At 34.7% G+C, this 12950-nt stretch carries 11 protein-coding genes; 9 read left to right on the top strand and 2 right to left on the bottom strand.

Features of this window, described 5'->3' with window-relative positions; all coding sequences use genetic code 11:
* Nucleotides 1–123: 123 nt before the first annotated feature.
* On the top strand, nucleotides 124–1494 hold the full coding sequence (locus tag BR52_RS06060) for a TrkH family potassium uptake protein (RefSeq protein ID WP_034570343.1): 1371 nt from the start codon (nucleotides 124–126) through the stop codon (nucleotides 1492–1494).
* Between the two features lie 42 nt (nucleotides 1495–1536).
* Here the strand turns inward: BR52_RS06060 and BR52_RS06055 are convergent, their stop codons facing one another.
* Nucleotides 1537–3768 carry an ATP-dependent Clp protease ATP-binding subunit gene (locus BR52_RS06055; RefSeq protein ID WP_034570340.1) on the bottom strand — a complete coding sequence of 744 codons (2232 nt, stop codon included), beginning with the start codon at nucleotides 3766–3768 and terminating at the stop codon, nucleotides 1537–1539.
* Between the two features lie 188 nt (nucleotides 3769–3956).
* On the opposite strand from BR52_RS06055, the gene BR52_RS06050 reads away from it, so the two are divergent.
* From BR52_RS06050 to BR52_RS06015, 8 genes are all read left to right on the top strand, one after another.
* Nucleotides 3957–4754: a carotenoid biosynthesis protein gene (locus BR52_RS06050; protein WP_034570338.1), complete on the top strand. Its 798-nt coding sequence runs from the start codon at nucleotides 3957–3959 to the stop codon at nucleotides 4752–4754.
* A gap of 26 nt (nucleotides 4755–4780) precedes the next feature.
* Nucleotides 4781–4963: a protein YkzS gene (gene ykzS / locus BR52_RS06045; protein WP_034570336.1), complete on the top strand. Its 183-nt coding sequence runs from the start codon at nucleotides 4781–4783 to the stop codon at nucleotides 4961–4963.
* A 155-nt stretch (nucleotides 4964–5118) separates the two neighbouring features.
* Entirely contained in the window at nucleotides 5119–5385 is a 267-nt protein-coding gene (locus tag BR52_RS06040) for a phosphocarrier protein HPr (RefSeq protein ID WP_034570333.1), read from the top strand.
* Nucleotides 5385–7106 carry a phosphoenolpyruvate--protein phosphotransferase gene (gene ptsP / locus BR52_RS06035; RefSeq protein WP_034570330.1) on the top strand — a complete coding sequence of 574 codons (1722 nt, stop codon included), beginning with the start codon at nucleotides 5385–5387 and terminating at the stop codon, nucleotides 7104–7106. The genes BR52_RS06040 and ptsP overlap by 1 nt, the downstream gene beginning before the upstream one ends.
* Nucleotides 7107–7375: 269 nt before the next feature.
* Nucleotides 7376–8545 (top strand): glycosyltransferase family 4 protein, encoded by a 1170-nt coding sequence (locus BR52_RS06030; RefSeq protein WP_034570327.1) that lies wholly within the window; start codon nucleotides 7376–7378, stop codon nucleotides 8543–8545.
* A gap of 24 nt (nucleotides 8546–8569) precedes the next feature.
* Nucleotides 8570–9622, top strand: coding sequence for a glycosyltransferase family 4 protein (locus tag BR52_RS06025; protein ID WP_034570325.1), 1053 nt, complete (start codon nucleotides 8570–8572; stop codon nucleotides 9620–9622).
* Nucleotides 9595–10620, top strand: a complete 1026-nt coding sequence (locus BR52_RS06020) for a lysylphosphatidylglycerol synthase transmembrane domain-containing protein (RefSeq protein WP_034570322.1) — start codon at nucleotides 9595–9597, stop codon at nucleotides 10618–10620. Before BR52_RS06025 ends, BR52_RS06020 begins: the two co-directional genes overlap by 28 nt.
* A gap of 17 nt (nucleotides 10621–10637) precedes the next feature.
* Nucleotides 10638–11528 carry an NAD(P)-dependent oxidoreductase gene (locus BR52_RS06015; protein ID WP_034570319.1) on the top strand — a complete coding sequence of 297 codons (891 nt, stop codon included), beginning with the start codon at nucleotides 10638–10640 and terminating at the stop codon, nucleotides 11526–11528.
* 34 nt (nucleotides 11529–11562) lie between these two features.
* Here BR52_RS06015 and BR52_RS06010 read toward each other — a convergent pair whose 3' ends face one another.
* A complete protein-coding gene (locus tag BR52_RS06010) occupies nucleotides 11563–12741 on the bottom strand; it encodes a pyridoxal phosphate-dependent aminotransferase (RefSeq protein WP_034570315.1) in 1179 nt (392 codons plus the stop codon).
* Nucleotides 12742–12950: the final 209 nt, after the last annotated feature.

The raw sequence follows: 12950 nt of genomic DNA, 5'->3' as shown, positions 1-12950 counted from the left end.
GTAGTTTTACTAGGATTCTCATATTTTAATTAAAATATGATATGATAGGAATTAAGTGATTTATTTTCTTAAGTGTGAGTTACAAATTTGTACGCTAAGGATTGCAAGGAGGGTGGTAAGAAGTTGCAACGTAAAAAAATAGTTCCTTATTTATTTAGCCGTTTTTCATCTATTCAAATTATTGTGTCATTTTATTTTATGGCTGTTTTAGTTGCGGCTATTTTATTAAGCTTGCCAATTTTTCAAAAGCCAGGTGTTCACCTTTCATTAATTGATATTTTATTTACTGCAGTAAGTACGATTAGTGTAACCGGATTGAGTACTATTGATTTAGGTGAAACGTATAACCGCGGTGGTATTGCTTTGTTAGGTGTTTTATTTCAGCTTGGAAGTTTAGGGATTATGATGGTTTCTACGTCTTTTTTTATTTTATCTAAAAAAAGAATTTCATTGAAACAGCGTCAGTTGATTATGACAGATATGAACCAACCCAATTTAAGTGGAATTGTGCGGTTGATTCGCAATGCGTTGGTTATTATCATCGGTTTTCAGCTCGTCGGAGGAATTATTCTTAGCCTACATTTTCTGGAGTACTACGACTCAATCAAAGATGCTCTTTTTTATGGTTTTTATACGGCTGTTTCGGCTGTTACTAATTCAGGAGCTGATATTACTGGGAATTCTTTAATGGATTTTTCAACTGATTACTTTGTGCAATTCATTGTGATGTTTTTAATTGTTGTTGGTGGAATTGGATTTCCTGTTTTGATTGAGATTAAGGCTTTTTTTAAATACCGCAAAAAACCTCATGATTTGCCTTTTCGTTTTTCGTTGTTTACTAAATTATCAGTTTATTCATTTCTCGTTTTATTTATTTTAGGAACCGTTTTGATTTGGTTGTTGGAATCGAGTGCGTTCTTTAAAGGAATGAATTTTACAGAAAGTGCATTTTACTCGATGTTTTATTCTGTGAGTACAAGGAACGCTGGATTAGTAACGACACCAATTAGCAACTTTAGCGATGGGACGTTGTTATTGTTTTCTGTTTTGATGTTTATCGGTGCGAGTCCAAGTTCTGTTGGCGGAGGAGTAAGGACAACTACATTAGCAATTGTGGTGCTTTATTTGTTTTCGTTTATTAGAAGTCGTGAAAATATTAATATTTTTGGTCGTAGAATTCATAACGATGATGTGAAAAAGTCAATCGTTGTTTTAAATTTATCGATTGCGCTTTGTTTTTTTAGTGTATTGGTTTTAAGTGTTACGGAAAAGCATAGTTTGATTTCAATTATTGTTGAGGTATCTTCTGCTTTTGGAACAACGGGTTTATCTATGGGAATCACATCTAGTTTAAGTATATTTGGTCAATTAGTAATTATTTTGTTAATGTTTATTGGTCGAGTAGGGATGTTATACATGCTGATGTTGCTTGTTCCAAAAGAGAAAGAAGATTTAAATTATTTGTATCCAACAGAGAAGATCATTATTGGATAAAATAGAAAAGACACGCTCATCATTAAATGGCGTGTCTTTTTTCTAGTCTTCTATTCTAATGATTTTTTCTGTGGATGTTGCAGGAAGTTTTTCCTTTTGAGCAACAACAATTTCAGATTGATCGTTTAAATGAGCAGAAAGCTCTTTGATTGTCGGATGATCTAAATAAAAATCGGCAATCTTATCTTCAATTTGTTCTTGGATAACACGGCGTAGGGGTCTTGCACCCATTTTTGGGTCGTAGCCAAGAGTGGTTAACTTATCTTTTACAGCTTCATCAGCATCAATTGAAATTCCTTGATCGTTAAGCATAGTATTAACGTCTTGTAACATTAAATCTACAATTTGAATAAGATGCGTTTTATCTAACTGATTGAATTCAACAATCGCATCAAAACGATTGATAAATTCTGGTTTAAAGAAATCGGTTAAATGATTTAAGACAGAATGTTGGTTTCCACTTGATGTGGCTCCAAATCCTACACTTGCTTCAACTACACCTGTACCTGCATTACTTGTCATGATAATAATCGTGTCTTTAAAACTTATGGTGCGTCCTTGAGCATCCGTTAGACGTCCATCATCCAGAATTTGTAGAAACATGTGCAAGACATCTGGATGTGCTTTTTCAATCTCATCTAACAAAATAATGCTATAGGGGTTTCTACGCACTTTTTCAGTTAATTGACCCGCTTCATCATAACCAACATAACCAGGAGGAGAACCAATCAGTTTTGCGACACTGTGTTTTTCCATATATTCACTCATATCAAAGCGAATCAGTGAATCTTTTGTACCAAATAACTCAGATGACAGTTGTTTGGCTAATTCTGTTTTCCCAACACCTGTTGGTCCAACAAATAGGAAAGAGCCAATTGGCCGGTCTTTTTTATTTAAACCGATTCTGCTGCGGCGAATCGCTTTTGAAACTTTATCAATTGCTTCATCTTGTCCAATAACGTGAGATTTTAAGTCAATCGCTAAGTTGCGCAATTGAGTTTGTTCTTTTTCTTTGATATCGCCAACTGGAATATTTGTTTTCATTTCAATGATTTGCTCCATGTCTTTTTCAGTAACAATGGGTTTATCTGATTCTGGTTGTTGTTGATCTCGCATGGCAGAGAATTTAGCTGCTTGATCTCGGTAGAAAGCTGCTTTTTCATAATCTTCGGCTTGCAAAGCGACTTGTTTTTGACGAGCAGCATCAGCAATTTTATCTTCAATAATTTGAGGATCAACCGTTTGAATCGTCAAATTCTTTTTAGAACCTGACTCATCTAATAAATCAATGGCTTTATCGGGTAAGAAGCGATCCTGAATATAACGGTGAGAAAGTGTAACGGCATTTTTTATTGCGTCATCTGTGTAATGAACTTGATGATAGTCTTCGTATTTTTTTTGAATCCCTTTTAAAATTGTGATGGCTTCATCAACTGTTGGTTCATTCACACGGACTGGTTGCATTCTTCTTTCTAGGGCTGCATCTTTTTCAATCGTACGATACTCTTTTAAGGTAGTAGCTCCTACCATTTGTAGTTCACCACGTGCTAAAGCAGGTTTTAACATATTGCCGGCATCCATACTACCTTCAGCGCTACCAGCACCTACTATTTCGTGAACTTCATCAATAAATAGAATGATTTGTGGGTTTTTCTTTAATTCATCCATCAATTGTTGCATTCTTTCTTCAAATTGTCCTCGAATTCCTGTTCCTTGAACGAGACTAGCTACATCTAAGCGAATGACTTCTTTATTGGTTAATTTTTGAGGGACTTCGCCGTTAACGATTTTTTGCGCCAATCCTTCAACTACAGCAGTCTTACCTACACCTGGTTCACCAATCAAGACAGGATTATTTTTAGTCCGACGATTTAAAATTTCAATGACGCGTTCAATTTCGATGTCACGTCCAATTACAGGGTCAATTTCGCCTTTACGAGCTAAATCAGTTAAGTTTGTCCCGTATTCTCCTAGTAATCCATTTTGTTTGCCTTGAGGAGGTATGTTACTTCCTCCACGACCGCCGCTTTGAGTAGGAGGAGTGGCAGATTGATTTGAAAGTGCTTGGTTTTGGAAGGCTTTGAAAAATTCATCTAGCCCACCCATTCCAAATGGATCTGGTGTTTGTCGGTTCATTTTAAGTTCACCACGCTCCTTTGCATCTTTTAATAGTTGATAGCAATTTTGACATAAGTCAATTTGTCCACGTTGTCCATTCATATTTGTATATAGGTGAATTGTTGATTCAGTTTGGTTACAATTTTGACATAACATAAGTGTCACAACCTTTCAGTTCATAGTTGATTTTTAGCTTTAGAAGGGCAAATTAAATAGTTGACCAATGTTGACCTTCTAGATGATAGTATACACTGACCTTTACTGACTTTCAAGTAATTTGTCTTTTACTTTTGAGCAAAAATCTACTAAAATATAGAAGAGCGAGTTTTTAAAGGGGTGAGTGCTTGAAAGAATTAATCAGAACGCTTTTGTTTTTCGGATTTGTAATTTGTGGAATCAGTGGTCCGTTTGTTTTCATTCAAGCTGATGTTCGTACATTGTTAGTCTTTTTTATTGTTTTTTTAAGTCTGGGTTTTGGATACGTTGTGCTTTATTTAATTAGTGAATATCCAGTTTGGGTAGGATTAATGATTGTTTGTGTCATTATTGGCGTGACTTTTAGTATTGAGTGGATTAGCATGGTTACAGATAATACGAGCTTTTTAAGTCAGCAAACAATTGAAATGAATGATTATTTTCATCAATTAATCCCATTGGGAATAGGCTTTATCTGGGTCATGATGATTGCAATGTCTCATGTTTTATGGAAACAACTTACAAAATCAATTCATCACCGGTTTCGTCGAGGGATTTGTTATGTAGTTGGAGCGACAATGGCGTCTCTAAGTTTGGAATTACTCTTAGCTCCGATGATTTTAAATATTAAAAGATATGAATGGTTGCAAGGAGGAGACTTTATTTACGGTGTTGTTTCTTACACCGTTTACATTACCTGGGCAATTGTTATTTTGTTATTGCATACGTTTATTTTAATATTTGTGGTATTATCGGATAATTGGCATAGGCGTCTTGAGTGGAAATCAAGGCGTCAGTTATTATTACTCGATTTAGTTTTTTCCTTATATGCATTAGGGTTAGGACTATTTGCTAAGATGTATCTGGCTTCCTTTATCTTTATAGTATTTAATGGGATTTTTACACTTGTCTATTATTTGTCGAAAAAGAAACAGAAAAAGGATTAATAAAAAAGCAGAAAGTAGGTGTTCATTTGACAAATGAAGAGATGAATCAGCAGTTAGAACAGTTGGTAAACAAAGAAATTTCAGAGCTACTAATTAAGAAAGAAGACTTCATTACCTTCCGAAATTGTTGGCTTAAACATCCTGAAAAAGATCGGATTATTGGGGAAGCTAAACTTTTGGGAGAAGTGGTCTACCGTTATGTTTCTTAAAAAAAGAATAAAGTAACTAAAGAAACGAAGAAAATGGTTGTAGATTATCAAAAAAAATGGTAATCTTTAAAGATGAAAGGGTTATTTTCTGTGTTGTTTATTCAAACAGGGCTAACTCTAAATAAAATAATTTTTTTTAAAGGAGACTTCTTATAATGGAAAAACGCGAATTTCATGTGGTAGCAGATACAGGGATCCATGCACGCCCAGCTACACTTTTGGTGCAATCAGCAAGTAAATTTAACTCAGATATCAACTTAGAATACAAAGGTAAATCAGTTAATCTTAAATCAATCATGGGCGTTATGTCTCTTGGTGTTGGTCAAGGTGCTGACGTTGTAATCACTGCTGAGGGCGCTGATGAAGCAGACGCAATTAATGCAATTGCAGACACAATGAAGAAAGAAGGCTTAGCTGAATAATGGTTGAAATGTTAAAAGGGATTGCTGCAAGTGATGGCGTTGCTATTGCTAAAGCATATATGCTAATTGAACCCGATTTATCATTCAACAAAATTACAGTTGAGGATTCTGACTCAGAAGTTGAACGTCTTGCAAAAGCATTAGATAAAGCAAAAGAAGAACTTGAAATGATTCGTCAAAAAGCTGTTGAAAGCTTAGGAGAAGAAGAAGCTCAAGTTTTTGATGCTCACTTAATGGTTCTGTCTGATCCAGAATTAATCGGGAGTATTGAAAGCAATATCAAAGATAATAAAGTGAATGCTGAAAGCGGATTAAAAGAAGTTACGGATATGTTTATCGGTATGTTTGAAGGTATGGAAGATAATCCTTACATGCAAGAACGTGCAGCAGATATCAAAGATGTAACAAAACGTGTTCTAAGTCATTTATTAGGTGTTAAATTACCAAGTCCATCAATGATTAACGAAGAAGTTATCGTTGTAGCACATGATTTAACTCCAAGTGATACAGCACAGCTTGATCGTAAATTTGTAAAAGCTTTTGTAACGGATATCGGTGGACGTACGTCTCACTCTGCAATTATGGCTCGTTCTCTTGAGATTCCAGCAATCGTTGGAACAAAAGAAATTACAGCTAAAGTTAAAGATGGCGATATGATCGTGATTGACGGACTTGAAGGGGATGTACTTGTACACCCAGCAGATAGCGATGTTAAAACGTATGAATCAAAAGCAAAAGCATTCGCAGATCAAAAAGCTGAATGGAACAAATTAAAAAATGAAGCAACCGTTACTTTAGATGGCAAACACATTGAATTAGCTGCTAATATTGGAACACCAAAAGATTTAGTTGGTGTTAAAGATAACGGTGGAGAAGCTGTTGGATTATACAGAACTGAATTCCTTTATATGGATTCACCTGATTTCCCATCAGAAGAAGATCAATTCATTGCTTATAAAGCCGTTCTTGAAGGTATGGAAGGCAAAGCTGTCGTAGTTCGTACAATGGATATTGGTGGGGATAAAGAACTTCCTTACTTAACATTGCCACACGAAATGAATCCTTTCTTAGGATATCGTGCGATTCGTATTTGTTTAGCACAACCTGATATGTTCCGTACACAGTTACGTGCATTATTACGTGCTTCTGTATTTGGTAAATTACGCATTATGTTCCCAATGATTGCAACACTTGGCGAGTTCCGTCAAGCAAAAGCAATGTTGATGGAAGAAAAAGCAAAATTAGTTTCTGAAGGTGTTTCAGTTGCAGATGACATTCAAGTAGGTATCATGATTGAAATCCCAGCTGCTGCAGTTATTGCTGATAAATTTGCTAAAGAAGTTGACTTTTTCAGTATTGGAACAAATGACTTGATTCAATACACAATGGCAGCAGACCGTATGAACGAGCGCGTTTCGTACTTGTACCAACCTTATAACCCATCAATTTTACGCTTAATTAAAAACGTAATTGATGCTTCTCACAAAGAAGGAAAATGGACGGGTATGTGTGGCGAAATGGCTGGAGATCAAACAGCTGTACCATTATTAATGGGTCTTGGTTTAGATGAATTCTCTATGAGTGCTTCAAGTATCTTGAAAACTCGTAGCTTGATGAAACGTCTAGATACAACTAAAATGGCTGAATTAGCTGATAAAGCAATCAATGATTGTGATACTGCTGAAGAAGTTGTTGCATTGGTTGAGTCATATACTAAATAAATTTAACGAAGCTTTTTAACGAAGGATTTTCCTTCGTTAGAAAGCTTTTTTTAATTTGAAAAAACGTTAAAATCTTTCAATATCTTTCAATTAAGTGTATAATTTTACTTATCATGTGATTTTGACGTACGAAAAAAATAAGGTAGCCACTAGTTATAAAAAATCAACACTTAGGCGAGTTAAATAACTCGCAATAAATTATACAATTAAATTCAATGTTAAAGAGTTAATGTTTCAATTCATAAATAACTCTAAAGGAGGGAATTGTGATGAATATTGGAATCTTTACGGATACTTATTTTCCACAAGTTAGTGGAGTCGCAACATCAATTAGAACGTTAAAAGAAGAACTAGAAAAATTAGGCCATCAGGTCACTATCTTCACCACAACAGATCCTAGTGCTCCAGATAATGAAGAAAATATTATTCGTCTATCAAGTATTCCATTCTTTTCATTTAAAGATCGACGGATTGCAATTAGAGGTGCTTATTTAGCTCTAAGAAAAGCGAAAGCATTAGAATTAGATATTATTCATACCCACACGGAATTTAGTTTGGGATTGACGGGTAAGTATATCGCTCACAGCTTAGATATACCACATGTGCATACGTACCACACGATGTATGAGGATTATTTACATTATATTGCAAATGGAAAAGTGGTAAGGCCAACGCATGTGAAAGTGGTGTCTCGTTATTTTTGCAATCGAACAGTAGGAGTAATTGCACCAAGTAAGCGGGTGTTAGACCAATTACGTCACTACGGTGTCTTGCGTAACATCGAAATTATTCCAACAGGAGTAAGTTTAGAAAAATTTGATTCCACACATCCAGTTAATATACGTCAAGAACTGGGATTAGAAGAAGATGAAACGATTATTCTATCCTTGAGCCGCCTTTCAAAAGAAAAAAATACGGAAGCAATTATCAAGGCAATGCCAGCAGTTCTTTTAGAAAAACCAAATGTAAAATTAGTAATTGTTGGAGACGGACCTTACCGCCAAACATTGGAAGAACTTTCGGCTAAATTAACTATTGATAAATCTGTCCTATTTTTAGGAGAAAAACAAAGTGATGAAGTCGGAGCGTATTATCAAATGGCGAATTTATTTGTAAGTGCGTCAGAATCAGAATCGCAAGGTCTAACGTATATCGAAGCTATCGCATCAGGAACTGAGATTGTGGTAAAAGACAATGAATATACGAGAAGTTTGGTTCGTTCTGGCCAATTTGGTGTTGTTTTTCAAAAAGATGAAGATTTGGCAGACGCCATTATTAATACGTTAAATACGACATTTACAACTGAACAAGCTGAACGAGATGAATTGTTGTATGATATTTCAGCTACAGCATTTGGCAAGCGAGTGGCAGATTTTTATAGTGAATCTGATGAGTTGTATCAATGTGAAAAAAAGAATCAAATTAAACTAGCTAAATAATATTGGAAAATGATGGTGAGATAAATGATAAAAATAACAATGTTTTCTTCTGCGGATAAAGTGAAAGGGCAAGGAGTTGGAAGTGCCTATCTAGAGTTAATGCAATTATTAAAAACAAGAGCAAGTGATCGTTTAGATATTAAAATTAACCGTTTTAAACCTACAACAATTAGCCATTATCATACAATTGATCCACACTATTTTATTACTACTTTTTTTAGAAAGAGATTCGGTAGAAGAATTGGTTACGTTCATTTTGTACCAGATACTTTAAAAGGAAGCCTTCATTTACCTAAATTTATCGAGAAAATATTGTATTGGTATGTCATTGCTTTTTATCGTCGGATGGATCATTTAGTAGTGGTAAATCCAAGTTTTATTCCAGAGTTAGAAAAATTAGGCATTTCTAAAGAAAAAATTACTTATATCCCTAATTTTGTTGCAAAAAAGGATTTTTATCCGTATACAAAAGAGCAAATTAGAACGTTAAAAAAAACCCATCAAATTGAAGAAGAAAAATTTATTGTTTTTGGTGCAGGACAAGTTCAAGAACGAAAAGGTGTGTTTGACTTTGCCAAGTTGGCGGAAGAGTTACCAGATGTTCAGTTTATTTGGGCAGGTGGCTTCTCATTTGGGAAAATGACGGATGGGTATGAAAAATACAAAAAATTAATGGAGCAACCTCCTAGCAATCTAAAGTTTGTCGGAATTATTGACCGTACAGAAATGTTAGATTACTATAATTTAGCGGATATTTTTTTATTGCCTTCGTATAATGAATTGTTTCCAATGTGTATTTTAGAAGCATTTTCTTCTGAAACGCCAGTCTTATTAAGAGATTTACCGTTATATCGTCCGGTGATTGATGGTTATTACAAGCCAGCTGCGGACCGTGCTGAAATGAATAAAATTTTACGTGAGTTGCAACAAAATAAAAAAGAATATGAGTCATTAAAAGATGCTGCAATTCAAGGGAATCTTGCTTATTCAGAAGAGCGATTAACGAAAATTTGGTGTGATTTTTACCAACAACAAGAAGGAGACTCTTTATGGAAAGAAGAAATAAATGGGCATTAGCCATCATTCTGCTTATTGGAGCAAGTGTTTTTTTCTGGGAATTCAGATCTTTAACGTTACATGAGATAATGGTAGAGTTTCGTCAAATTCAATGGAGTTGGATTATTGTTGCAATTGCTTGTATGCTGTTTCAATGGGCAGTAGAAGCCAAGATTGTTCAAGGATTGTTGGAAAGGGAGAATTTTAGTTATTCTTTTAAAAAATCTTATCGAATTCCACTGATTCAACATTTATTCAATTCGATTACACCATTTGCTAGCGGGGGACAACCGGCTCAGTTGGTAGCGTTAAAGCAAACGGGAGTAGACATTGGAATTGGAAGCTCGGTCTTATTAATGAAGTTTGTCGTTTATCAAGGAATGATTGTGGTTTACTTTGGATTATGTGTGTTGTTGCGGTATCATGTTTTAGTAACAGAAATTTCTAGATTAGCATTCTTTGTTATTTTAGGACTAGTCACACATATTCTTGTGATTGCTGTTTTACTTTTGATTACCTTTAAAGTCAATCTAACCAAAAAAATTGTTCATTGGTTAATGATAATTGTTTCTATCTTTATGAATAAGGAAAAAGCGCGTATACTTGAAGAAGACATCGTATTAAAAGTAGATTCTTTTTATCATGAAAGTCTTTATATAAGAGGGCAAACACTGTTGTTGTTGAAAACGGCACTGTTAACAGCGGTTCAATTAGCAGGTTATTTTATTGTTCCATATTTCATCTTATTAAGTTTAGGAATTAAAGATATGGATATTATTACCATTATTTGTATGCATGCGTTTATTGTCATGATTGTATCGCTATTTCCGATTCCTGGTGGTTCTGGAGGAGCTGAATACAGTTTTACGCTTCTTTTTGGTAGCTTTATTTTATCACCGGAAAAATTAGCGATTGCGTTATTATTATGGAGACTGATTACTTATTATTTGGGTATTTTATTAGGGGCAGTGGCTTTAGGAGTTACGGGTGATTCTAAGAACGTAAAAGATAATGCGTAATGGAAGGAAGGATAAAAATGAAAAAAATTGGATTTATTGGTACAGGAGTAATGGGAGCTTCCATCGTTAAACATCTATTGAAAGCAGGCTATCCAGTTGCTGTCTATAATCGAACAAAGAGCAAGACGGATGAGTTAATTGCAAAAGGTGCAACTTGGCATGAGACTCCTGCATCTGTTACAAAGGAAAGTGATGTTGTATTTACAATTGTCGGATATCCAAAAGATGTGGAAGAAGTTTATCTTGGCAAAAATGGTATTCTACAAGAAGCCACACCAGATAAAATTTTAGTAGATATGACTACTAGTACGCCAACATTAGCGAAAAAATTATTTAATAAAGGTCAAAAATTAAATATTCAAGTGTTAGATGCCCCTGTTTCTGGTGGCGATTTAGGTGCCAAAAATGGAACTTTAACGATTATGGTAGGTGGAAATGAAGAAGCTTATCGACAAGTTGAACCTATTTTTGAGGTTTTTTCAGGAAAAGTAAAATTACAAGGGCTTGCAGGAAGTGGTCAGCATACGAAGATGGCTAACCAGATTATGATTGCAGGAACAATGACTGGAATGACTGAACTTTTAATTTATGCAAATGCGGCTGGTTTAAACTTGGAAAGTGTCTTAGACACTGTTGGTGGGGGAAGCGCTCAAAATTGGTCATTGACAAATTATGCGCCACGAATTTTAAAAGAAGATTTTACAGCGGGTTTTTTTGTGAAGCATTTTGTTAAAGATTTGAAAATTGCGTTAGATGAAGCTAAAAAGATGGAGATTCAATTGCCAGGTACGTCACTGGCTGAAAAGCTATATGAAAAATTAGAAGAGCAAGGTGACGGAGATGATGGTACTCAAGCCTTGATTAAACTATGGTGGCCTGAAGGAAAAGCAATTCCTGAAAATGATTAAACTAAAAGCAGCCGATGTTAAATCGGCTGCTTTTTTATGCTTCTCTTTGAGTAAAAATATAATCTTCTAAACGTTCCATGGCGATTTCTAATTTTTCCATACTCGCTGCGTAGCTAAGACGAACGTACCCTTCACCAGCGCTACCAAAAGCAGAACCTGGGATAATGGCTAGTTTATTTTTTTCTGCCAAATCCACACAAAAATCCATGCTATTTTGAATGAATCCCGTTGGAATTTTAGCAAAAATGTAGAAAGCTCCATTAGGTCGTGCAATTTCAAAACCCATAGCCTTCATTTTTTCGTAAAGAAAATCACGACGCTTTAAATATTCGACCTTCATTGGCAACGCATCATCAATTCCAGCTGTCAAAGCTGCAGTTGCTGCTTTTTGTGCCATCGTAGTAGCACTTGTAACTAAATATTGATGGACTTTCATCAATTGTTCTACTAGTTCTATCGGTGCAAAAATAAAGCCAATACGCCAGCCAGTCATGGCATGTGATTTTGATAACCCATTGATTAAAATAGTCTGATCACGAGCATATTCAGCGATAGAAACATGCTTTTCTCCATAAGTTAATTCACTATAAATTTCATCACTAATAACAAAAATATTATGAGCTCGAACAGCAGAAGCGATTGCAGCTACTTCTTTGCGATTATATGTGACACCTGTTGGATTACTTGGATAGTTTAAGATAATAGCCTTAACGGCTGTACCATGTTCTTTCATTGCGGTTTCAATCATTTCAGGAGTTAATACAAAATCATTAGAAGTTGTATCAATGTAAACAGGTGTGGCACGAGCTAAAGTAATCAAAGGTTCATAACCTGGATAAATAGGAGTGGGTACTAAGATTTTATCACCAGGGTTTAAAATAGCTAATAAGCTAGCTGAGAGAGCTTCAGTAGCTCCTACAGTTACTAAAACTTCTGAACTTGGCGTATAATGAACTTTGTATTTTGTTTTCATAAAATTGGCTGCAGCAATCCTTAGACTTAAATCACCAGCCATACCTGTATAGTGTGAGTCGTTATCTTCGATAGCTTGGATGCCAGCCTGTTTAACGTGTTCAGGAGTATTAAAATCAGGTTCTCCTAATGTTAATTTTAACATATCTTCGATTTGAGAGACACGTTCATCGAATTTTCGAATATCAGAAACCTCAATTTGGTACGTTTGCTGATTGAAGTTTTTAGTTAATGGATTCATCAATAGTTATCGCTCCTTTTTTATTAATTAAGTCATTTTACCATAAAAAAGTAAAAAAATAGAAATTATTTTAACAATTAGTGAGTTATTAAACTTATTTACTGAATGATTTTGTTTGAGAAATGAAAAAAAATCAAGAAATTAAAAAAATAACTTGTTTCAATACTTATCAAAGATTATAATAAGTAATTGATTGTTACTAAGCTTTT

This window comes from Carnobacterium divergens DSM 20623 (assembly GCF_000744255.1).
GTDB lineage: Bacteria > Bacillota > Bacilli > Lactobacillales > Carnobacteriaceae > Carnobacterium > Carnobacterium divergens.
Note: the sequence above shows the minus strand (reverse complement) of the source record. Positions and strands in the feature narration are given on the sequence as shown.